The organism is Clostridia bacterium (genome assembly GCA_028698525.1).
GTDB lineage: Bacteria > Bacillota > Clostridia > JAQVDB01 > JAQVDB01 > JAQVDB01.
Genome location: JAQVDB010000006.1, coordinates 14883 through 39185, shown reverse-complemented (window position 1 = coordinate 39185; position 24303 = coordinate 14883). Strand labels below are relative to the sequence as shown.

The following is a 24303-nucleotide window of genomic DNA, read 5'->3' as shown; positions in this document are numbered from 1 at the left end:
AAAAAGCACGCAAGCATTGAAATATACGACATTCGATTTTATTTTATAACTTTTTAATTACTGTGTCAAGAATTAAAAATATTCAGTCTTTATATCCGGTTTAATTGACATTTTATAGACAAGGTTTTTTTTGATTTTATAGATTACCTATTTGTCTTCCTTTTTTGATTTTGACTTTTTGTTAGTTAAAGGTAAATTATAGTGTTTTCGTACTTTTGCTTCTATTTCGTTTAATATATCCGGATTATCCTTTAAAAATTGTTTTGAGTTTTCTCTGCCCTGTCCCAACTTTTTGTCGCCATATGAATACCAAGAACCTGATTTTTCTATAATATCTATATCGGAAGCTATATCTAAAATGCAACCTTCGTTGGAGATGCCTTTTCCGTACATTATATCAAACTCAGCGACTTTAAACGGTGGGGCAACTTTATTTTTTACTATTTTTACTTTTGTCCTGTTACCTATCATTTCGTTGTTTGATTTTAACGTTTCTATCCTTCTTACATCAAGTCTTACAGATGAATAAAATTTAAGTGCTCTTCCTCCGGGAGTGGTTTCCGGATTGCCGAACATCACGCCTACTTTTTCTCTAAGTTGATTTATAAAAAGAGCGATTGTCTTTGATTTGCTCAAGTTTCCAGTAAGTTTTCGCAGTGCTTGTGACATCAATCTTGCTTGTAAGCCAACATGAGAATCCCCCATTTCACCTTCAATTTCGGCCTTTGGGACCAGTGCAGCCACAGAGTCAATTACAAAAATATCTATAGCTCCACTTCTAACCAGTGCATCAGCAATTTCTAAGGCTTGTTCACCTGTATCAGGTTGTGATACTAATAAATTGTCAGTGTCTACTCCTAGATTTTTTGCATATACTGGGTCTAGGGCATGCTCTGCATCAATGAAAGCCGCTGTTCCACCCATTTTTTGCGCTTCAGCAATAATATGCAAAGCAACAGTGGTTTTTCCACTAGATTCTGGGCCGTATATTTCCGCAATTCTGCCACGAGGAATGCCACCAACACCCAAAGCAATATCTAGACTTAAAGCCCCTGTAGGTACCACGCTGACATTCGTCTCAATATTGTCCGAACCCAACTTCATTATTGAACCTTTACCAAATTGTCTCTCTATTTGATTGATTGCCATGCTTAAAGCTTTTTGTTTTTCCATTTTTATACCTTTAAGGTATTCACCTACCCTTCACATTAATCGAACATTAGTTCTGTGCATTATTATATATTATATATTATCTTCAGTCAATTGAAGTCTTATCATATTCAATGCCCACATACAAGAAAGCAACCTTATTCTCTGTCTATTGCCTGTAAAGTTAAATTTTTTATAAATAGTTCCTTGTTTTGTACTCAAACCAATGTATACAAGACCTACAGGCTTATTAATGGTAGCACCGCCAGGCCCTGCGATTCCGGTAATAGATACCGCAATATCAGCATCATGTATTTTTTTAGCACCCTCTGCCATTTCGACTGCACATTCTTTGCTCACTGCACCGAATTTATTCAAAGTATCGCGCTTAACACCTAGTATTTTGTTTTTAAACTCATTGCTATAGGTTATCAATCCACCATGATATATATTGGAAGCACCGGGAATTTCAGTTATCATACTAGCAAGCATTCCCCCGGTACATGATTCTGCAGTTACTAATGTCAAATTTTTTTCAATCAGATTTGATACTGCTACACTTTGTAAGGTCTGTTCATTTGTCCCGTAAACGGCAGATCCTAACCTTCTTCTTATCTCTTTTTCAACGGGGTCTATCAGGGCCTTATGTTCTTCCGGTTTGCATCGTGCTGTTATCCGCAACGTAACTTCGCTGCTTTTAGCAAGGGGTGCAATGGTGGGATTTGTTTGTGAAACTAACAAGTCTTTAATTTTTTCCTCAACACTGGATTCCCCTATTCCGAATATTTTCAATACCCTAGATTTTATAGATAAATCATCTTTGTTAAAAAGCTGTGGAATTACTTTTTTTTCGAACATAGGCTGTAATTCTTGAGGGGGACCAGGCAATATTACAAAAGTTTTGTGTTTATGTTTAATAATGGCTCCTGGGGCGGTTCCATTATCATTTTCCAATATAATAGCTTGTTCAGGAAACATTGCTTGTTTGATATTGCTCTGAGTCATTTTTCTATTGATTGATTTAAAATAGTTTTTTATTTTTTCTAAGCTTATGGGATGGATTACTGATTCTAGTCCTAAAAATTCAAATACTGTTTCTTTAGTCAGATCATCCATTGTAGGCCCTAATCCTCCGGTTGTTATTATCAAGTCTGATCTTTCATATGCAATTTTTATAGCTTGCAGTAGTCTTTGCTTATTATCGCCTACAACAGTATGAAAAAAAACATTTATACCTAGCCCTGCTAGTTTTTCAGAAATATATTGGGAGTCGGTGTTAACAATTTGCCCTAACAGCAACTCAGTTCCAACAGATATTATCTCACAATTCATTTTGCTTCACCTTTTCTGTTCAATATGGAATACTTGTTTATTTTTTATAAAATAATCAACTGCCGATACAATTGTAAACACTACGGCTATATACGTCATTATCTTGTCAAAAGGAAAATTTATCATTGAAAAAGGAAAATTTCTCAAAAGTATCGACATTATAGCTATTATTTGTGTAACGGTTTTTACTTTACCCCATGAGCTAGCAGCTACTATTACACCCCTTGAGGCAGCTATCGCTCTGAATCCTGTAATAATCAATTCTCTGCTGATTATTATCATGGCTATTATAGATGAAATCTCGCCTAGTTCTACCAATGATACCAAAGCAGTTGTTATGAGTAATTTATCTGCAAGTGGATCAATAAATTTACCCAAATCAGTTATTTGCTTTTGCCATCTAGCTACATAACCGTCCAAAATATCGGTGATAGATGCGATAAAAAAGATTAATGCAGCTATATATATATTGTTTGGAATATCCGAAAGAATTACAATCATAAAAGCAGGTATCATCAATATTCTTATCAGAGTAATTTTATTTGCCAGATTCATATATCTCTTCCCCCATCAGATCATATTCATAGGCTTCCACTATCCTAACTTTTATTAAATCTCCTGGTCTATGTTGATAACAGGTTCTTATAAAAATAATACCATCAATGTCCGGAGATTCAGCATAAGATCTGCCTGAATATAGGCCTTCTTCTATCATTTCTTCTACAAGTACTTGATATGTTCTCCCTATACGTTGATTATTCTTTTTATTGGATATCGCCTGCTGTACAGACATGATCTTGTCATATCTTTTTAGCTTAGTCGTTTTATCTACTTGATTTTTCATTTTATAGGCAAGGGTATTTTCTTCTCTAGAATACATAAAAACTCCCAGCCTATCAATTTCTATTTCTTTCACAAAGGAATAAAGTTCATCAAATTGCTGTTGGGTTTCACCAGGGAAACCTACTATTAAAGTACTTCTAATGATAATATCAGGTATCAGTTCCCTGAAACGGTTGATCACCTGTATTATTTTTCCACTAGTCGTCTTTCTGTTCATGGATTTCAAGATCCCATCATTTATATGTTGTATCGGTATATCAATATATTTACATACCTTATCATTATTTGCAATAGCGAGAATTAAATCATCATCGATGATATCAGGATAGCAATATAGCAGCCTTATCCATTTCAAATCTTTTATAGAACCAAGGCTTTTTAATAGGTCTATAAGTCTATATTCTCCGTATAAGTCTATTCCATATCTGGTACAATCCTGAGAAACCAATATAATTTCCTTTGTTCCTCTATTAACTAGATCCTGTACTTCTTTATATACACTCTCTATCGTTCTGCTTACGTAGGGTCCCCTTATACTAGGGATGATGCAATAACTACATCTATTATTACATCCTTCCGATATTTTAATATATGATGTATATATAGGCGTAATATGATACCTACCTATTGACTCATCGAATATATGGCTTTTTTCGCTATATATGCAAGATTTTTCACCGGCAAATGATTTTTTAATCACTTCACCTATTCTATGATATTCCCCTGTACCTAGCAATCCATCAATTTCCGGCATCCCATCAAGTAGTTCCTGCTTATATCGCTGTGATAAGCAACCTGTAACTATCAATTTTTTACACTGCCCTGTTTCTTTCAATTTGCCATATTTTATGATGGTATTAATTGATTGCTGTTTTGATGTTTCTATAAATGCACATGTATTTATAATGATGATATCAGCATCCTCAGCATTTGCAACTATATTATAACCCTGTTTGTTTAACGAACCTAGCATAATCTCTGTATCTATATCATTTTTAGGACAACCTAGAGTTATTACTTTGATAGTTTGTTTCAATAATAGTGCCCCTCTCTTTATTCTCTAATTCTTTTCATCTCTTCCCACTCCTGCCTGCTGATCAACACATTCCTAGGCCTACTACCATCATATCCACTTATTATTCCCATTTCCTCAATATCATCGATCAGTCTTGCAGCTCTTGCATATCCTATTCTCAACTTTCGCTGTAACATGGAGATTGAAGCTTGTTCGTTTTCTATGATCAGCTCTATAGCCTCCATCAACAACTCGTCTTCTGGATGCTCTTTGTCCACACTTTTTTCTGCTGCAATTTCTTCGAATATTTCTTGATGATACTCCACTTCCAATTGTTGCTTTACAAAGTTTACGACTCGTTCTACCTCTTTCTCTGATATATAAGCTCCTTGTACTCTCTTAGGTTTGGACAGACCAACAGGAAAGAACAGCATATCACCTTTCCCTAATAATTTTTCTGCTCCTCCCATATCCAGTATTGTCCTGGAATCAGCTTGAGATGATACGGAAAAAGCTATCCTAGAAGGTATATTCGCTTTTATTACTCCTGTAATAACATCTACAGAAGGCCTTTGGGTTGCGATTACCAAGTGAATACCTGCCGCTCTGGCCATTTGTGCTATTCTGCATATGGAATCTTCCACTTCATGTGGAGATACCATCATTAAATCCGCTAGCTCATCTATTATGACCACTACTTTAGGTAAAGGATTGTCCCCCTGCTTCGACACAGTCTGATTATATTTATCTATATCTTTAACTCCAGTCTTTGCAAATGACTTGTATCTATTATTCATCTCTTGTACTGTCCAGTTTAACGCACCTGCAGCTTTTTGGGGATCCGTTACAACTGGTATTAAAAGATGAGGAATGCCGTTGTAAGAAGATAACTCGACGACCTTGGGATCAATTAGCAAAAGCCGTAATTGATCCGGTGTTGCTTTATATAACAAACTTGTAATTATAGTGTTTATACATACGCTTTTTCCAGACCCGGTAGCACCTGCAATCAATAGGTGAGGCATATCAGACAAATCAGCAATAATATTATTTCCTGCAATATCCTTGCCTAATCCTATAGATAAGCAAGAATTGCTTTTTTGAAATTGTTGCGAACTGATAACTTCACTCAATAAAACAGATACAGCATTTTTATTTGGGACCTCTATTCCCACCGCTGCCTTTCCGGGAATAGGTGCTTCTATCCGTACTCCTGAAGCAGCCATATTTAAAGCTATATCATCAACCAGTGATGCGATTTTGCTTACCTTTACACCAGCAGCAGGCTGCAATTCATATCGAGTGATCACAGGTCCTCGACTAACTTGTACCACTTTTGCGCTAACCCCAAAGCTATCTAAAGTATTTTCTAAAATATTCACATTGTTCATTATTAATTTTTTATCGCTCTTTAGTTTTGGAAAATCGCTTTTATTCAATAGGTCAAGCGTAGGGTATTTGTAACCTTTTAAAGGTGGCATGGATATATTTATTTCACTAGTTTTGGGTTTATCAACGGATTTATTTTCATAATTTATAATGTTCACTTGCTGTTCCGCCGGCTGAATGTTGTCGGCAGTCTGTTGCAAGTTTTTATCATAAATCTCACAACCACTTTGTTCAACTTTCACCTTATTTTTTTTTATGGATTTAACTTTCATTTTTTTTTGTAATACAGAAAAGACATTTGTAAGGGATATTTTAGTTATAATTAAAAAATTTATTATTATAAGGGTTATAATTGCAATATATGAACCTATTATACCCAAAAGCTTTGTAAATAAAAAAGCAAACAATCCCCCAATAAGTCCTCCACCAGAATGGCTTATTCCATTATTATAAGTCCATAACAGATATTCTTTAAAGTCAGAATCATCAAAATTAAATGCATTGAATAACTTGACATTAAATATGGTGAGAACAAGAATAAATATTATTAACGAACATATAATATTTCTATTTGTAAAACATTGTGTTTTTGAAATCAGAATAAAAACTCCTGATACTATAATTATAACAGGTATAAAATATGCCCCAAACCCAAAAATACCAGATATCAATATATTGAGTGCATTGCCAATAGCACCACCTGCTTCAGAATATATGCTCACCAATGCAAATAATCCAAAGGATATAGTTATAAGTCCAATTATCTCATTTTTTATAAGATTTTTTTTGTTTTTTTTCATATGTACTACTCCTTAAAAACATTTGAATATATCTAAAATAATTATATGTGTATTTGTTTGATAAATCAAATAAATTGAGGTGAAAAGTTAAATAAGTACGGATAAAATCCGTACTTATTTGATGAAAAAATTATATATTATAACGAACAAACCTAATGTCCAACAATAATATGAAAAGTAGTGCAACTTCCCTCTATTTAGTAGCCGGATCAGCATCTTGATTGCAAAGAAACCTGAAATAGCAGCAAATATCATACCTATACTAACCGGAAGGAAAACGGAAGGATGGATACCTGTCTGTAATACACTTTTCCCTTCAATAATTGCAGCCCCTAGTATTACAGGTATTGATGCAATAAATGAGAATCTCGTGGCAGTCTCGCGGGTGAATCCGTTTAACAATCCTGCGAAGATTGTAGAGCCGGATCTAGATATTCCAGGCGTTATAGCTAAACCTTGAAATATCCCAATAGTTATTGCGTTTGAAAGTCTTATATCCTTTATACCTTTTTTACCTTTTGCTAATTTATCCGATATAGACATTAAAATACCGGTAATTAACAATGAGAAACCTACAAAATCAAGTGTTCCAAAGAGATGTTCTGCCCAATCATTAAAGAAATACCCTATAATTGCTGTAGGTATCGTTGCAGCGATAATCATTATAACAAATACCCTGTTAGCATTCATATCTATTTTTTTATTTTTTCCGGCGGCTTTTCTAAACAAATCTCTTATAAGTAAAAAAAACTCAATTATTAAGTTTACAATGTCTTTCCAAAAGATAATTATTACCGGAATAAGTGTACCTATATGCAGCATCACATCAAACGCTAGGCTAGCCCCTTGAATATTTAAAATATTTTGAGCAATGACCAAATGACCCGAACTGCTTACAGGTAAAAATTCAGTCAATCCTTGAATTATACCTAAAAAAATAGCATATATGATCTTAATAAATATTACCCCCTTTAAGCTAACTTTTTATAACAGTTCTATAATTATATCATATTTTTGTTTGTATTACTCAAATCAAAAACAAATTTCCGATCCAGGCTGAATATCCTGTCTCATATAGTCATTGGGGTTTGAGCTAATAATTCTTATTATTTTATACTTGTTATAATCTGTTTTTATCGCTTGGAGCATTACTCCTTGGTAATCTATCTCTTCTATTTTTTCAGAAAAATTATCCCAAAATATATTTTCTATACAGACAATAGAATGTATTATCAACGCACTCATCCCTTATTACATTTTTTTAAATCTATTAATTCATGAAGTTTGCTTATTGCATTCTTTATACCACCTACTTCGCTTATTAAACCATGTTTAACTGCTTCTTCACCAACTAAAACTGTACCTACATCATTGGCTAATTCCCCTGTTTGTAGCATTAATTCTATAAAAGTTTCTCTTTTTATGTTGGAATTATCTACAACAAATTTTATTATCCTTTCCTGCATTTTATTAAAGTAATCATATGTTTGAGGCACTCCTATTATAAGTCCGTTCATCCTTATAGGGTGTATTGTCATAGTGGCAGAGGGAACAATAAAAGAATATTTAGAACTCACTGCCATAGGAACACCGATACTATGTCCACCACCCAACACGATGGAAACTGACGGTTTTGATAGACTGGCTATCATCTCTGATATAGCAAGACCTGCTTCCACATCACCCCCCACTGTATTTAATATAAGCAACAGTCCTTCTATGCGCTCATTCTCTTCAATGCTTATGAGCTGAGGTATTACGTGTTCATATTTAGTAGTTTTATTCTGGGGTGGGAGCATTGTATGCCCTTCAATCTGTCCTATTATAGTTAACACATGAATATTGCTATTGCTCATATTTGGGATATTAGGCGTACCAAATTGATTTATGTTTTGAGCGGCATTTTGAGGAGGGCTATTTTTTTGTGTTTTGTTCAATTCAATCACTCTCCAAGGAAGAAATTATGATATCTGATTTCAAGTGATGATACATATATGAAACTAACTATAAACTTACTGTTTAATTATCTTTTAAAAGCTCATTCAACTTAATTTTATAGAATATATCGAACTATACATATCCGTATTATATTATTACACTCATCTTTGAAATATATTCTATAAAGATAAAGGGAACCTTATAAGGCTCCCTTTATCTTTTCCATAATTCAAATTCATCATGAAGTGCAATAACTGCTTTTACAGTATCTTGATTCCTGACTATACATGAGATTGTAGTATGGGAATCTGCCGTTTGCAGAATTTCAATTCCGGATTTTTTCAATGCGGAATAAATTCTCGCAATAACACCTGGAACTCCTTTCATTCTGCTACCTACTGCCGATATTTTGCTGCAATTTTTTATGGTTTTGTAGTTGTATTTGCTTTCATCCAATATGTGTTCAGCTTTGGATGTCATAGGTCCATCAACGGTAAATACAAGTTTAGATGGAAAGATATTTATCACATCTAGACTTATATTATTCTTTGCAAACCGGTGCAACAAGTTATCGTCGATATCATCGATATTTTCAACACTTATCTGAGTTCTGTCAAGTATATATGTTATTCCTGTTATAACTACATTGGGATCTTCTATTATCTTCTTCTTATCTTTAGATGAGTATGAGGTGATCAATGTTCCGGGGAGATCATTTGCTGCGTTTTTTATCAAAACAGGTATTCCGCACCGCTTTGCAATTTCCACTGCTTTAGAATATATTACTTTTGCTCCTTGATCTGCAATTTGGAATACCTCTTCATAGCTTATGGTTTTTAACACCTTAGCATTTGGAACTAGCCTTGGATCGGCCGTCATTATTCCATCAACATCAGTATATATTTCAATGGAATGGGCATTTAATGCTTCTGCTAATATGGCTGCTGTAAAATCACTTCCACCTCTGCCCAACGTTGTTAAATCTCCATCATCAGCTATACCTTGAAATCCCGCTACAACAGGTATTTTACCTTCTTTTAAAGATTTAAGTATTCTTTTTGGATTAACGTCTATCACTTCAGCGTTGCCATACGAATGATCGGTATATATGCCCGCTTGTCCACCGGTCAGAGCTATCGCTTGATAACCCAAATCTTTTAGTGTATTTGCCATAATGACACTAGATATTGTTTCACCACATGACATTATAAGGTCTAGCTCCCTCAATTCTATATCGCTATTGACTTCTTTGGCAAAGTTGAACAATGTATCAGTTGCATAAGGGGCACCCTCTCTTCCAATGGCAGATACCACAACAACAGGCCAAAAGCCACTCTTTTTACAATTAATTATTTTTTTAGCTGCATTTTTTCTGTTTTCGGTGGTAGCTACTGCAGTACCGCCAAATTTCTGTACTATAATTTTCATCCACATTCCTCCCTGAGTAAATGTAAATTATATTTAAATATCATATTTTATTATCATCGGTTGAATTTGATCATTTATCAACGCAGATTCTATAGTCGGTATTATTTTGTTCATGTCTGCAACTAAAGAATTAGGTTTCTTATAAGGATTATCCTGGCCAAAAGGAACAAAAAACATATTTTTGATATTTAACAATATTCCAATATTTTTTGCATTATTTGAAAGACCATCGTTTGTGGATATTGCTAAAACCACAGGTTTTAAATTTCTAAGCTGTGCTTTAACAGCCATAAGTACCGGCGTATCTGTTATGCCATGGGAAAGTTTTGCTATGGTATTCCCTGTACAAGGTGCAACTATCAATATATCCAATAATTTTTTTGGTCCTATCGGTTCAGCCCCTACTATGTTTGAAACTACACTATTTCCCGTTATCTCTTCCAGGTTCTTTATGACAATATCCTTTTGGAAAAATCTAGTATCATATTTATTAACAGAATCAGATACTATCGGTAAAATACTAGCCCCTTCTTCTTTTAATTTTTTCATTTGGGGAAATACTTGCTCAAATGTACAAAATGAACCGGTTAGAGCAAATCCAATTCTTTTATTTTTTATCATAATTATATATCCCCCTATATTATATCATTTTATTTTTGCCGATAATATTCGTGAAAAAATTTTATAAATAATTTTTGCAGAACTTTTAGGTGCAATCTTCCCGGGAAGTCCGGGATAAATATCTGCGGTTATTCCCAGCCTTTTTGCGGCCATAAAATCTACGCCTCCAGGCTTTGATGCTATATCTATTATTATTGTTTCTTTGTTTACCAAATTAAGCATCTCTTCATCTAATATCATAGTAGGTATTGTGTTTATAATAAAATCTTTATCTTTCAACGCATATTTTAACTGGTTTAAATGTATGCCTTTACAAGCATATTGTTCTATCCAAGCCAGATCTGATGACTTTCTTGCTTCTACTGTTACATCTGCCCCCATAGATTTAAATAAATGTGTTATACATTTTCCAGATTTACCGAAGCCTAATATAAGCACTCTGCTATTATGTATGGTTATATTGCTTTTTTCCATCGCTATTTGTATTACTCCTTCTGCTGTAGGTATGGAATTTAATATTGAAAATTCTTGATTCTCTGTGAGATCATAAAATTCGATGTTATTTGTTAAAAAGAATAATCTTGCTGTTTCGTTAAACTTTGAACCAAATACTTTTGAATCCTTGTTTATATATTCCAGCAACTCGTTAAAAATATAAGTTTTATTGGAATACCTTGAATTCAAGAAAACCTTATTTGTTATGGACGGTACCGGAAAAATAATTATTTCTGATTCTTTTAAGTATTCAAAAATATTGTTTTGTTTGAAGTCGTCAAATCCTACAATATTAACTCTATAACCCATATCCAACATAAATTTGTATAATTCCAGCTGCCGATCATCTCCACCAGCGATCAAATAATTGAAATCTTTTAATCCCAAACCTTTACCTCCCTACAGGTAAATAAATTTTATAGCACAAGATTATATATTATATAGTGTATGTAAAAAAAATTTGTTAGTGCTTGTATAAAAGAAAAAACTGTAAAGATGTGTATTAAGCATCTTTACAGCAACGATTCAACATAATTTTTAATTTTTTTCACCTGATAATGATCTCCTATGGCGGCAGCACATAAGCCTGCTTTATCCATTGTAATTTTTATCACTTCATCAACATCTGCATACGTTACATTATCGATCTTGTCCATTATGATGGAAGGAGAGTTGATGTTGTTAAGCATAAGTTTTGATTTTCCTATAGAGATCATCCTGCTACTTGTACTCTCTAATCCTAATATATAATTTCCTTTCATTTGTTCTTTGGATTTATTTATTTCTTCTTTTGAAAATCCATGTTTGTATATATTGTCTATTTCTTGGACTATCAATGAAATTACATCCTGAACTTGAGAAGGCTTTACACCAGCATATATAGAAAACATCCCGGCGCTGATATATGATGATGGATACGAATACACAGCATAAGCCAATCCTCTTTCTTCCCTTATTCTTTGAAAAAGCCTAGAACTCATGCTGCCCCCAACTATATTGTTCATGACCATCATAGGATAAATAAGGTCATCCCCATATTTTATGCCACCCATACCAAAACAGAAATGTATTTGTTCGGTAGTTTTGGGCTGCAACAATATATTGTTTTTAAAATTAATTTGATGATCAGGAATGGTTATATTTGCAGATTGTTTCATGCTTCCAAAATATTCATTTATCGTTTCTAACAGTAAATCAAAGTTAAAATTACCTGCAACAGAAATAACCATATTTTCAGGCGTATAATATTTCTTATAAAATTCAATAATATCCTGCTTTTCCAAATTTACTATTATGTCTTTTGTACCTAAAATAGGCATAGATAGACTACTACCATCGAAATAAGCTTTTGCAATTAAGTCGTGTATTGTTTCTTCCGGAGTATCCTCATACATATTTATTTCTTCTATTATGACGCCTTTTTCTTTTTCAATATCATTTATATCAAACTTTGAATTCAATATCATGTCAGACAATACATCAGCAGCTATATCTATATGAGTATCCAATACCTTTGCATAAAAGCAAGTAGACTCTTTGCCGGTAAATCCATTCAATTGTCCACCAATTTCATCTATTGTTTCAGCTATCTCTCTAGAGCTTCTTCTGTCAGTGCCTTTGAAAATCATATGCTCTATAAAGTGGCTTATACCGTTGTTATATTGATTTTCATAGCAAGAACCTGCCTTTACCCATACACCTATTGAAACTGATCTAAAATGTTCTATTTTTTCAGCAACCAGTGTAATACCATTATCCAGCACTTTTTCCATATACATTATGATAAATCCTCCCAATTAAAATTAATTACAATTATATAGATACCCAACTTTACAGGAAAAGTTGGGTTTAAAAAATCATCAAATAATAACTGATGTGAAGGCAAATCAATTGCTTAAAAAATATGGGTTTAAATTATAATATAAATTTTTAATATTGTATTCATAGTATTATATATCAGTTAAAAGCCTTATTCAATCGATTATATCAGAAACTTTAACAACTTTAAAACCTTTTTTGTCCAATCCCTCGATTATTGCAGGTAGAGCCTCCACAGTATATTGAGTAGGGTGCATAAGTACAATAGCTCCGTTATGTGGATTTTTTAATACTCTGTCTATTATTATATCTTTCCCTTCTCTCTTCCAATCAATAGTGTCTATGCTCCACATAATAGTTTTATATCCAAGCATGTCTGCTATCTGAACAGTTTGTTTATCGTAATCCCCGTATGGGGGAGCGAATAAGTCAACGTTGCTGCCGATAATTTTTTTTATTATCTCTTCTGTTTTTACTATCTCTTGTATATTTTGTTCTTTTGTCAGTTGACTATGTTTTTTATGGCTATATCCATGATTACCAATTTCATGTCCTTGTTGCACAATTTCTTTTAATAATTTAGGGTTATCTTCAGCCCATTCACCGCCAATAAAAAATGTTATTTTAACATTATGATCTTTAAACACATCCAGCATACCGGGCATATATTCTGTACCCCATACCACATTGCATGCAAATGCTATTTTGGGTTGATCTTCTTTCCCTTTATAGATAGGATTCTTTAATAAATCATTAAATACTTCTACCGGTGTTTTGCAAAATAAAAGCAGTACTAATATTATCAAAAAGATGATTAATATCAAATTGAGCAAATGTCTTTTTTTAAGTTTAAAATAAAATATTTTCAATCTGATACACTCCCTATATAAATATATATGCTTTAACACAGATATCCAACATATAATATATGTATATTCATGATTTTTTTATTTATTATAGAATAAAAAATCTAGTGATACTGCTCTAAATTTGCATATATTAAGCCATATAAGTTTTTTGCAAAACAAAAAGCATAAATCTTTTTTATGATTTATGCTTTCTATTATTTTTCTTCTTTTTTATTCTTTTGTTTAGCTTTCTCCTGTTCAATCAGCAAACTCTTTCGTGAAAGATTTATTCTTCCTTGCTTGTCTATGTCAGTAACTTTAACTAATATTTCATCGCCTACTTTAACTACATCTTCTACTTTTTTCACATGTTCAAGTGCCAGTTTAGATATATGGACAAGCCCTTCCTTGCCTGGTGCAATTTGTACAAATGCGCCAAATGGAAGTATGCGAACTACCTTTCCAAGATAGATTTCTCCTGGCTCTACATCCTTTGCTATACCTTCAACGATCTTTAGCGCTTTTTCAGCATTTTCAGCATCAGAAGAAGCGATATATACTTTCCCATTATCTTCTATATCAATTTTTACGTTTGTTTGTTCGATTATGCGATTGATCACTTTTCCGCCAGGGCCTATGACGTCACCTATTTTTTCTGGGTTGATTGTAGTGGTTATTATCTTAGGTGCATATTTTGATAATTCTTTTCGAGGCCGATTTATTACTTGCAGCATTTTATCCAATATATACAATCTGCCTTCTTTTGCTTGATAAAGGGCTTTTTGTAATATTTCTTGGTCTATGCCCTTGATTTTTATATCCATTTGAATTGCTGTAATCCCTTTTTCAGTTCCAGCTACTTTAAAATCCATGTCTCCATAAAAATCTTCTATTCCTTGTATATCGGATAATACGGCTACTTTTCCTTCATCACCTTTGATAAGCCCCATAGCAATACCGGCTACCGGAGATTTAATTGGAACCCCTGCATCCATCAATGCTAATGTACTACCACATACGCTGGCTTGAGATGTTGAACCATTTGAACTCATTACTTCCGATACCAACCTGATGGTATAAGGAAATTCGTTTTCATCGGGTATCATAGGTTCAAGGGCTCTTTCTGCAAGTGCTCCGTGGCCTATCTCCCTTCTACCAGGTCCCCGAATAACACCTGTTTCACCAACTGAATATGGCGGGAAATTATAATGATGCATGTATCTTTTACTTTCATCTTCCCCTATGTCATCTAATATCTGAACATCTCCCAGAGCACCTAGTGTGGCTACTGTCATGACTTGGGTTTGACCCCTTGTAAATAATCCTGATCCATGCGCTCGAGGAAGTAAACCTACTTCAGAACTTATGGGCCTTATCTGCTTAAGGGTTCTTCCGTCAGGTCTTTTTTCGTGTTCTAATATATTTTTCCTTACAACCTTTTTGGCTATACCCTCAATTACTGAATCAATATCCTTTTCCTGATCTGGATATTTTTCACTAAAAGCTTCATACACCTCATTTTTAAGGAGTTTTATATTTTTGTCTCTTTCAGATTTATCAGGTGTTTGTATAGCTGCTTCAATTTTATCTGATATAAACTCTGATACATCCAGATCCAATTGTGGATCTATCTCATAAAGTTGAGGTTCAAACTTTGGTTTTCCTATCTCTTCCACTATCTTTTGCTGAAACCCTACTATTCTTTTTATCTCTTGGTGAGCAAACATGATAGCTTCAATCATCAAATCCTCGGATATTTCATGAGCTCCAGCCTCCACCATGGTAATAGCATCTTCTGTACCTGAAACTACAAGATCGAGCAAGCTCTTTTCTCTTTGCTCACTATTAGGATTGATAACAAACTCGTTATCAATATATCCCACTGATACAGAGCCAGTAGGTCCATCAAATGGAATGTCGGAAATTGATAAGGCTGCAGAACTTCCAATCATTGCTAGGACATCAGGGGTATTATCGGGGTCAACAGAAAGAACTGTAGCTACTATTTGCACATCATTTCTCATATTTTTATCGAACAAGGGTCTTAAAGGCCTATCTATAAGCCTGGAAGTCAATATTGCTTTATCTGTAGGTTTTCCCTCTCTTTTTATGAAGCTGCCAGGTATCTTTCCTACAGCATATAACTTTTCTTCAAAATTAACACTCAAAGGGAAAAAGTCAATCCCTTCTCTAGGCTGATCCGAAGCAGTAGCAGTCACTAATATAGCAGTATCTCCATACTTTGCAAGTACAGAACCGTTTGCTAATTGTGCTAGTTTTCCTGTTTCAATTATTAATTCTCTTCCTGCTAGTTCCATTTTAAAAACTTTACTCATAATACTACCTCCTTTCAAATACTATTTTCTCACAAAACATAGAAAAACATGATTAAAACAGAATAATAAAAAAAGCGGGAATTTTCCCCGCTCGTTTATTTTCTAAGCTCTAACTTGCTGAGGATTGTTCGGTATCGCTCAATATCTTTGTTTTTTAAATAATTAAGCAATCCTCTTCTTTTTCCCACCATTTTAAGCAGTCCTCTTCTTGAATGATGGTCTTTCTTATGGATCTTTAAATGCTCATTCAAATGGTTGATTCTTTCTGTTAAAATAGCTATCTGAACTTCAGGAGAACCAGTATCGTTTTCATGAAGTTTGTACTTAGTAATAATTTCCTGCTTTAATTGTTTGTCCATAAATATCACCTCCTTATTTTTAAAACGCCATAAGCCGAGACAACGTCGGAGAATCGTATATCCCTGCATATGGTTAATATAGCCAACATAAACTATTTTAACATAGACAATTTTTTTTGTAAATCATTTTATTTTTCAATATCTAAATCAGGTAACATTTCTTTGATAGATATCCTCATTTCTTCTTTTTGAAACTTATCCTTGTTGTTACCAGATTTATTGTTTTTAGGTGTTTGTCTTTCGATAGTTTCTTTTATACTAAGACTTATTCTTTTATCCTTTTTATTGACTTCCATAACTTTTGCCTTTACCTGATCTCCAACCTTTAAAGCATCTTCCACTTTTTCTATCCTCTTATCAGATATCTGAGAAATGTGCAATAAGGCATCTACTCCTGGCTCTAATTCAACAAAAGCCCCAAAGGAAGCTATTCTTACTACTTTACCATCGATGATAGAACCTACTGGATATTTTTTGTCTACATATTCCCAAGGATCAGGAAGCGTCTGCTTATATCCTAGAGAAATTTTTTCTTTTTCTTTATCAAAATCCAAAACCTTAACATCTATTTCATCCCCTATGGATAATACTTCTGATGGATGCTTGATTCGTCCCCAGGATAGATCTGATATGTGTATTAGCCCATCAATACCGCCTATGTCTATAAAAGCGCCAAAGTTTGTGAAGCTTTTCACTTTTCCTTTTATTACGCTATCCACTTTGATTGTTGAAAAAATTTCTTCCTTTTTCTCTTCAATGGCTTGCTCTAAGACAGCTTTTCTGGAAGCAATAACTTTATTTTTACTTTTGTCAATTTCTATTATTTTTACTTCAAAATCTTTTCCCATAAAACCATTGAAATCTTTTATAAACTTTATATCCACATGTGAGCCGGGCATAAATACTTCTATTCCATCGATATTTAATAAAAGGCCTCCCTTTACAATGCTACTTACTTTACCTATAAGTGTTTGATTGCTATCATAGGCTTGTTGTAACTTATTCCATGCATTTTCTATGTCTATTCTTTTCTTAGACAAAATAACTGTATTTGCTTTTTCATCCACCTTTTTAATGTATACATTAAAGCTATCTCCTTCTTTAAATAATTCAGAAAGTTGTTGATCATCGGATAGCAAAATTTCATTTTTAGGAATTACACCATCAAATTTATAGCCTATATTAACAATAACTTGATCTTGGTCAACTCTTAGTACATTGCCTTTAACGATATCTCCTTCATATAAATTTATTACTTCTTCATCTAAAACACTCATCTGTTCATTTTTTATTTCTTCACTCATCTTGTTAATAACCTCCCTTATTATCCAATCAGGTGTAGAAGCACCAGCTGTTATTCCTACAACTGATTTTGAATTAATATTATTAAAATTAATTTCATTTACTGTTTCAATGAGATAGGTTTGAGTACAGTTTCTTTTACAAATCTGGTATAATTTTTTTGTATTTGAACTGTTTTTTCCGCCTATTACAAAAACCACATCTGCTTCTTTGGAAATATAGTCAGCCTCTGTTTGACGCTTTTCAGTAGCATTGCATATCGTATTAAACACGACTATGTCTTTTATACGTGAAGTAATATCAGGTAGAAGCTGCCCCCATAAATTTTTATTTAAAGTAGTTTGTGCAACAACACATGCTTTTTTTATACAATTGATATTTTCGGTTATATCATCTATGCTGCTTATGATATTTGCCTGATTATTGCACCAACCGTTAATTCCGATTACTTCAGGGTGATTACTATCACCTAATATAATGATCTCATATCCTTTATCATGATACTTTTTAACAGTATTATGTATTCTCTTGACATAAGGACAAGTTGCATCTATTAAATTAATATTTCCAATGCTTATTTTTTGATTCCGATACACATCAGGGGACACTCCATGGGACCTTATTACTACATTGCCCTTGTCAATTAGATCTATATCTTCAATTACATTAACCCCCATATCTCTTAATTTATCGACCATCTGCTTATTATGGATTATGGGGCCTAAGGTATAGATATCACCATTTTTATTTTTTATTGTCTCAAAAACAATATCTATCGCTCTTTTTACTCCGAAACAAAAACCAGCATTTTTTGCTACAATTATATCCATTAAATTATTCACCTAATTTCATCAATTGGTCTAAAATATATTGACTTATATCATCTAGCATTTCCTTTTGATTTTTACCTTTATAGCCATCCAAATTAATGGGCTTACCGATATTGACGCTTACTTTGCTAAACAATTTGTAATCGGTCTTTATGTATATAGGTATCAAAGGAGCTTTAGACCTTAAAGCTATAAGAGCAATGCCTGGTTCTAACTTTTTTAAATTTTTATTCTTACTTCTAGTACCTTCAGGGAAGATCCCGAATATATCCCCTCTTCTTAAAACTTTCAATGAATTTTTTATTGCACCGATATCTCCTTTTCCCCTGCTCACTGGAAACGCACCTAAATGGTTTAATATAAACCTCATTATAGGATTTTTGTAAAGTTCTTTTTTTGCCATAAAAAAAATCTGTCTTTCTAAAGTTATTCCTATAACCAGAGGGTCTAGATATGATATATGATTTGAAAATACTATACAGGGCCCTTTTTTAGGAATATTATCCAAACCTTGAACTTCAATATTATACATCAATTTAAGTATAACGGATACAATAATTTTTGCAAATTTATAGAACATATTATCCCTACCATACTATTATTATATATGAGCTAATATTTTAGCAACTACTTGTTCGATTGATTTGTTTGTTGTGTCGATTAAAATTGCATCAGAAGCTTTTTTTAAAGGTGCAAATTCTCTGTTCATATCATTTTCATCTCTTTTTTTGATTTCTTTTTTTAGCTCCGTTAAGTTAACGTTGCAACCTTTTTCTTTTAATTCCTTATATCTTCTTACTGCTCTTTCTTCTACTGTAGCAGTTAAATAAAATTTCTTATCTGCATGTGGCAATACATATGTACCTATATCCCTTCCATCCATTATAACATTATTATTGTTAGCAATATTCCTCTGAATATCTACCAACATTATTCTTACATCGGGTATCACAGCTATGTTTGAGGCCATGGATGAAACCTCAGGAGTCCTTATTTTCCCAGTTACGTCTTCACCATTTAGAAATACCAACTGCTTGTCCAGATGATATTCTATGTTAATATTAATATTTTTTAATTCACTGATTATTTTATCTTTTTCACAAGGTTTAATATTTTTTCTTATAAAATAGAGCGCAGCTGCTCTGTACATCGCACCGGTATCAAGATATATATATCCCATTTTCTCTGAAAGTAATTTTGCTATGGTACTTTTGCCAGACCCTGCAGGACCGTCGATTGCGATATTTCTTTTGTTCAAAGGCAAACCCTCCTAAATCAAAAATAAAACTACCACCGTCTAAAGGTGGTATATAATATCAACATATTATTCCAGTAATATCCGGCCTAAGAGTTTTTGCTTGTTTAAGATAGATATGCTTAACTTCTTTTTGTGATATTTCTGAATTGGCCTGTACCATCACTCTTATACACATATTAAGACTATTTTTTATATCCATTTCATTTGCACACATCAAAGCAGCATTAACAATGCCTAGTTCCCTTGCAGCAACGGCTGGATATACAGCCGTTAAGTCTCTTGTAGCGGTAAAAAAAACACTTATAATTTCCTCTTTTTCTATATTATTTTGACACATTATTTCTTTTAATAGCAGCTCTGTATTTCTTAAAATATCTTTTTTTGTATCATTTTCAACTGTTATAGCACCACGGATAGCAACAAGATACATCAAACTACCTCCATCATTATACCACTCTATGACCTAGACCTATTGCTATTTCATTTAAATGCAGCAATCCTATCCCAAAAAAGATTGCCACACTTACATGGTCATTATATCTAGCTATGCCTATTTTCCCACCTACATTCAGACCTAATGCTTTAGGTAGTATCTGGTTCAATGCTTCATGAGCAGCACCTGCAATAGCACCTTCTTCTGCATGGCTAGCAGATATAACACCTTCCCTTTTTGCAGCAACAACGGCCCTTTCAATTATCCTCATCACTGAATTAGCAAATTCCCCACCATAATCCACCGCTGCAGTTTTAATGTCTTTTTGCAGGTATTCCTCTTTTAATCTGACTTCTTCGTTACGACTATGAGTGATACTCATCTTCAGTGCAACGCTAGCAATCTCTTTACTGCCGTATCGTTCCATAAAAACCCCCGCCATTCTACAAATCTTAATAATAATTATATATATTTTTTGTATTTTATACAAGGACTATTTGAAATTAACCATCCCAATAGAATTAATATATTTGTCAAGCTTGTATGTTTTGCCAGCTTTAATACTACGGATCTTGTCTCCAACAGATATAATTTCTGCACTAGAATTTGTTTTTTCCCAGCTGTTTATTATATTTATAATATCATTATCTCTTACTTCTAACATGATTGTATTTATGCCATTGGCTGTGAAATTAGCTTCTCTTCCATTGACTTGGATTGAATAATTATCAATGTCCTTGCTTAATCTGATTTTAACATAATCTACATCGCTGGATTTTATATCAAATCTTTTACCTGCATATAATTTATTTGAATAATTGAAATATTCTCTACCAAAATCAGTTAACATGAATAACTGAATAACTAATAGAATTGATAATAATGTGATTATTAGCCTACTTAAAATTATTAAAAAAAATTCTATGGTATAATGACTTCTACTAGGTTTTTCCCACATTCAGCCTTCCTCCTGGTCATCTCGACAATGTACTCCCGCAGCATATCCTGTAGAAAAAGCGATCTGCAAATTGTATCCACCTGTCAAGGCATCAACATCTATTAATTCACCCGCAAAATAAAGATTTTTTATCAATTTAGATTCCATAGTATATGGATTTATTTCTTTAACATCCACCCCGCCTGAAGTTATCATTGCATGGCTAAAAGATTTTGTGCCTATTATATCCAATTCAAAGTTATGTATATTATTTAAAAACCTTTGTCTCTTATCATATGTTATATTACTCCATTTTTCTTGTTGTTTTATTTTTGAAATTTCTAATATAATCTGTACCAATCGAACTGGAATTAAATCAGCGATACTGTTTTTTATGCTCCGTCCCGGTTGGGATGAAAACGCTTGAAAAATAGTTTGGTCTCCTGATGGAATGCAATCAATAAACATTTTGATATTATCCATATCCATGTATTTTGTTGCGTAACTGCTAGCATTTAATGCAGCAGGTCCACTTATACCATAATGTGTGAAAATTATTTCTCCTATTGTTTCAAATATATTTTGTGTACCTTTATGGATTTTTATTAGCACATTTTTTAAGGATAGTCCTTGTATATCCCTAGTATATTTTTGCTTTGTTATCAGAGGGACTAATGCAGGCTTTAGATTTGTTATAGTATGGCCTACCTGTTTAGCTAATCTATATCCATCGCCATTTGAACCCGTTGAAGGATAAGATTTTCCTCCAGTAGCTAATATTAATTTATTGCAATAAATTTTATTACCATTGTCAGTTAATATTCCGATTATCTTGTTATTTTCAGTTAAAATTTTTACTACTTTAGTATTTAACATTATTTTAACTTTGGAATCCGATAAAAAGTTAGTCAGGGTATTGACAATATCTAGTGAATTGTCCGATACAGGGAAAATCCTTCCTCGGTCTTCCTCTTTTAACTCTACCCCTCTTTTTGTGAAAAAATTTCTCAAATCATGGTTTGTAAACCTATTCAGGCAATTATATAAAAACTTGTTGTTAGTAGGTACGAAAAAATTGATAATATCATCAATATTTGAAGTGTTAGTCAAATTGCATCTACCATTCCCGGTAATCTTTAACTTTTTGCCTAATTGTGTGTTCTTTTCAATTAGGCAAACTGTGTTATTATGGCAAGAGGCTATCCCTGCAGCCATCATTCCTCCAGGACCTCCGCCTATTATGATTGTATCTGAATACATGAATATTTCTCCTTTTAAAACAAAAAAGCACTAGAGCTATCTAATACTTACTAGTATATCTTATAATTTTCCCATATTTTCTCTAATTTATTAAAAGATTTATATATTTCATCTTGTTTTTTTAATCCAACAGAAACAATAAGTGCATTTATAAGACTTAAAGGTGCGACTAATGAGTCCACAAAGGAAGCCATATCACTTCTGGCGATCAGAGTATGATGAGCGATATTGTTTAAGGGCGATGTCTTACTATCGGTCAGACCGACTATAGTAGCCCCTTCATCTTTTGAAAATTTGAGCAATTCAATCGTCCTTCGGGAATACCTAGGAAAGCTAATACCTATCACTAGGTCTTTTTTGTTTACTTTCATAATTTGTTCAAAGATATCCCCAAAACCATAGGTCACAACTTTTACATTATCAAGTATAAAGTTTAGATAATATGCTAGAAATTGAGCTATAGGGGCAGCACTTCGCAAACCGATTATATAAACTTTTTCCGCTTTAAATATATCTTCGACAACCATATCAAATACGCTGGAGTCTATCTCATCTATTGTAGCTTTTATGTTGTTCATATCGGCTTTTAAAACACTATGGAGTATTGTTGATTTGTTTAGTTCTGTTGATAACTCAATTCGCTGTGCTGTAGTCAGCTTTGCGCGCACCAGTTCCCTCATGGCCTTAAGCAATTTAGGATAACCATCATATTCAAGCAAATTTGCAAATCTAACCACTGTTGATTCGCTTACACCTACAGTTTGACCAAGTTGTGATGCAGTCATATAAGCTGCTTTTTCATAATTATTTATTATATATTCAGATATAAGTTTCTGTCCTTTGCTCATCCTGCTATATGTAGAATTTATTCTTTTGATGAGGTCATGACTTTCATCCATGTGCATCCTCCCAAGCTATTACAGAATCTATTTCAAGATATTAGTAATTTATATCCTAGTCCTGAATATGAGATTCTTTTTACTATATTCTAACATAATGTTGACTGGATGTAACTATTATTTAATTGTTTAAGTCCGATTTTTGCAGCCGATGAAACATATTTATATCCGTAAGATTATATGTGATTGGGGTAACTGATATATACCCTTCCTTTATCGCTGATACATCTGTATTTTTATTGTTTTTTTCTTCAATCAACTGGCCAGCTAACCAATAATAATCTGTTCCTCTCGGATCTTTTCGTTTTATGTAGTTATCTTTATATTTTCTTATACCCATTTGTGTGATTTTAGTTCCTTTTATTTCTGTCCTATTTATATCAGGTATATTTATATTCAATATAAATTCTTCAGGGATTCTTTTGGCCTGTAGTCCATTTATAACTTTTTTACAAGTTCGAGAAGCATAGATAAAATTTTGTTCTATGCCGTTTTCTACTGAAATCGCTATAGAAGGAACACCCATAACTGATGCTTCGATGGCGGCTGCAACAGTACCTGAATATATTATGTCAGTACCTATATTTAAACCAATATTTATTCCGGAAATAATTATATCAGGTTTTATTTTTAAAAATTCGTCTATAGCTAGCTTAATACAATCTGCAGGGGTTCCGGTACTGCTAAACGCATTTACACCTGAAATAAACAGATCTTTTTTTTGTATTCTTATAGGTCTGTGCATAGTTATTGCATGGCCGATGGCACTTCTCTCTCTGTCAGGAGCGACCACATATATTTTAGCTATATCCTTTAGAGTGTTGGCTAGATATTTTATGCCTTCAGAATAAATTCCATCATCGTTTGTTATGAGTATATTCATGTATATTCCTCCTCGCTTTATAACGATTGTTACAAAGTCAAATTTTATAAAACATAGAACAAGGAGCTGATATAAAAGTATGAGTAGTTTACTTGCTTTCATATCAGTTCCTCAAAAAGCAAGGTTTAAA

General features: G+C 33.1%; 24 protein-coding genes. All 24 read right to left on the bottom strand.

The features are described 5' to 3' along the window. Positions 1-147: 147 nt before the first annotated feature. The 24 genes from recA to surE all read right to left on the bottom strand — a co-directional run bounded on the left by recA (position 148) and on the right by surE (position 24173). Complete coding sequence (gene recA, locus PHP06_01665; protein ID MDD3839268.1) at positions 148-1173, bottom strand: recombinase RecA; 1026 nt, start codon at positions 1171-1173, stop codon at positions 148-150. Positions 1174-1242: 69 nt separating this feature from the next. Further along, the gene (locus tag PHP06_01660) at positions 1243-2481 is read right to left on the bottom strand and encodes a competence/damage-inducible protein A (GenBank protein ID MDD3839267.1); all 1239 of its coding nucleotides are present in this window, start codon (positions 2479-2481) and stop codon (positions 1243-1245) included. 6 nt (positions 2482-2487) lie between these two features. Further along, positions 2488-3036, bottom strand: a complete 549-nt coding sequence (gene pgsA / locus PHP06_01655; protein ID MDD3839266.1) for a CDP-diacylglycerol--glycerol-3-phosphate 3-phosphatidyltransferase — start codon at positions 3034-3036, stop codon at positions 2488-2490. Continuing rightward, on the bottom strand, positions 3020-4360 hold the full coding sequence (gene rimO / locus PHP06_01650; GenBank protein MDD3839265.1) for a 30S ribosomal protein S12 methylthiotransferase RimO: 1341 nt from the start codon (positions 4358-4360) through the stop codon (positions 3020-3022). Before rimO ends, pgsA begins: the two co-directional genes overlap by 17 nt. A 17-nt stretch (positions 4361-4377) precedes the next feature. Further along, a complete protein-coding gene (locus PHP06_01645; protein MDD3839264.1) occupies positions 4378-6528 on the bottom strand; it encodes a DNA translocase FtsK 4TM domain-containing protein in 2151 nt (716 codons plus the stop codon). Positions 6529-6642: 114 nt separating this feature from the next. Beyond that, entirely contained in the window at positions 6643-7467 is an 825-nt protein-coding gene (locus PHP06_01640) for an undecaprenyl-diphosphate phosphatase (protein ID MDD3839263.1), read from the bottom strand. Between the two features lie 93 nt (positions 7468-7560). Further along, the gene (locus tag PHP06_01635) at positions 7561-7764 is read right to left on the bottom strand and encodes a YlzJ-like family protein (GenBank protein MDD3839262.1); all 204 of its coding nucleotides are present in this window, start codon (positions 7762-7764) and stop codon (positions 7561-7563) included. Positions 7765-7769: 5 nt separating this feature from the next. Then, the gene (locus PHP06_01630) at positions 7770-8417 is read right to left on the bottom strand and encodes an ATP-dependent Clp protease proteolytic subunit (GenBank protein ID MDD3839261.1); all 648 of its coding nucleotides are present in this window, start codon (positions 8415-8417) and stop codon (positions 7770-7772) included. Positions 8418-8679: 262 nt separating this feature from the next. After that, on the bottom strand, positions 8680-9894 hold the full coding sequence (gene dapG, locus PHP06_01625) for an aspartate kinase (GenBank protein MDD3839260.1): 1215 nt from the start codon (positions 9892-9894) through the stop codon (positions 8680-8682). A 33-nt stretch (positions 9895-9927) separates the two neighbouring features. Beyond that, positions 9928-10518 carry a dipicolinate synthase subunit B gene (locus PHP06_01620; GenBank protein MDD3839259.1) on the bottom strand — a complete coding sequence of 197 codons (591 nt, stop codon included), beginning with the start codon at positions 10516-10518 and terminating at the stop codon, positions 9928-9930. A gap of 21 nt (positions 10519-10539) precedes the next feature. Further along, positions 10540-11397: a dipicolinate synthase subunit DpsA gene (dpsA, locus tag PHP06_01615; protein MDD3839258.1), complete on the bottom strand. Its 858-nt coding sequence runs from the start codon at positions 11395-11397 to the stop codon at positions 10540-10542. Between the two features lie 125 nt (positions 11398-11522). After that, on the bottom strand, positions 11523-12788 hold the full coding sequence (locus PHP06_01610; protein MDD3839257.1) for a pitrilysin family protein: 1266 nt from the start codon (positions 12786-12788) through the stop codon (positions 11523-11525). A 195-nt stretch (positions 12789-12983) separates the two neighbouring features. Next, positions 12984-13697 carry a polysaccharide deacetylase family protein gene (locus PHP06_01605; GenBank protein ID MDD3839256.1) on the bottom strand — a complete coding sequence of 238 codons (714 nt, stop codon included), beginning with the start codon at positions 13695-13697 and terminating at the stop codon, positions 12984-12986. A gap of 194 nt (positions 13698-13891) precedes the next feature. Then, on the bottom strand, positions 13892-16015 hold the full coding sequence (locus PHP06_01600) for a polyribonucleotide nucleotidyltransferase (protein MDD3839255.1): 2124 nt from the start codon (positions 16013-16015) through the stop codon (positions 13892-13894). A 92-nt stretch (positions 16016-16107) separates the two neighbouring features. After that, the gene (rpsO, locus tag PHP06_01595) at positions 16108-16371 is read right to left on the bottom strand and encodes a 30S ribosomal protein S15 (protein ID MDD3839254.1); all 264 of its coding nucleotides are present in this window, start codon (positions 16369-16371) and stop codon (positions 16108-16110) included. 128 nt (positions 16372-16499) lie between these two features. After that, the gene (locus tag PHP06_01590) at positions 16500-18503 is read right to left on the bottom strand and encodes a bifunctional 4-hydroxy-3-methylbut-2-enyl diphosphate reductase/30S ribosomal protein S1 (GenBank protein MDD3839253.1); all 2004 of its coding nucleotides are present in this window, start codon (positions 18501-18503) and stop codon (positions 16500-16502) included. A 4-nt stretch (positions 18504-18507) separates the two neighbouring features. Beyond that, complete coding sequence (locus PHP06_01585; protein ID MDD3839252.1) at positions 18508-19083, bottom strand: lysophospholipid acyltransferase family protein; 576 nt, start codon at positions 19081-19083, stop codon at positions 18508-18510. Between the two features lie 21 nt (positions 19084-19104). Next, positions 19105-19761: a (d)CMP kinase gene (gene cmk, locus PHP06_01580; GenBank protein MDD3839251.1), complete on the bottom strand. Its 657-nt coding sequence runs from the start codon at positions 19759-19761 to the stop codon at positions 19105-19107. A 58-nt stretch (positions 19762-19819) separates the two neighbouring features. After that, entirely contained in the window at positions 19820-20191 is a 372-nt protein-coding gene (aroH, locus tag PHP06_01575; protein ID MDD3839250.1) for a chorismate mutase, read from the bottom strand. A 16-nt stretch (positions 20192-20207) separates the two neighbouring features. Then, entirely contained in the window at positions 20208-20621 is a 414-nt protein-coding gene (locus PHP06_01570; GenBank protein MDD3839249.1) for a HutP family protein, read from the bottom strand. 66 nt (positions 20622-20687) lie between these two features. Further along, positions 20688-21152, bottom strand: coding sequence for a hypothetical protein (locus PHP06_01565; protein MDD3839248.1), 465 nt, complete (start codon positions 21150-21152; stop codon positions 20688-20690). Further along, complete coding sequence (locus PHP06_01560) at positions 21153-22391, bottom strand: NAD(P)/FAD-dependent oxidoreductase (protein MDD3839247.1); 1239 nt, start codon at positions 22389-22391, stop codon at positions 21153-21155. 50 nt (positions 22392-22441) lie between these two features. Further along, positions 22442-23290 carry a MurR/RpiR family transcriptional regulator gene (locus PHP06_01555; protein ID MDD3839246.1) on the bottom strand — a complete coding sequence of 283 codons (849 nt, stop codon included), beginning with the start codon at positions 23288-23290 and terminating at the stop codon, positions 22442-22444. A 121-nt stretch (positions 23291-23411) separates the two neighbouring features. After that, positions 23412-24173 (bottom strand): 5'/3'-nucleotidase SurE, encoded by a 762-nt coding sequence (surE, locus tag PHP06_01550; protein ID MDD3839245.1) that lies wholly within the window; start codon positions 24171-24173, stop codon positions 23412-23414. Positions 24174-24303: the final 130 nt, after the last annotated feature.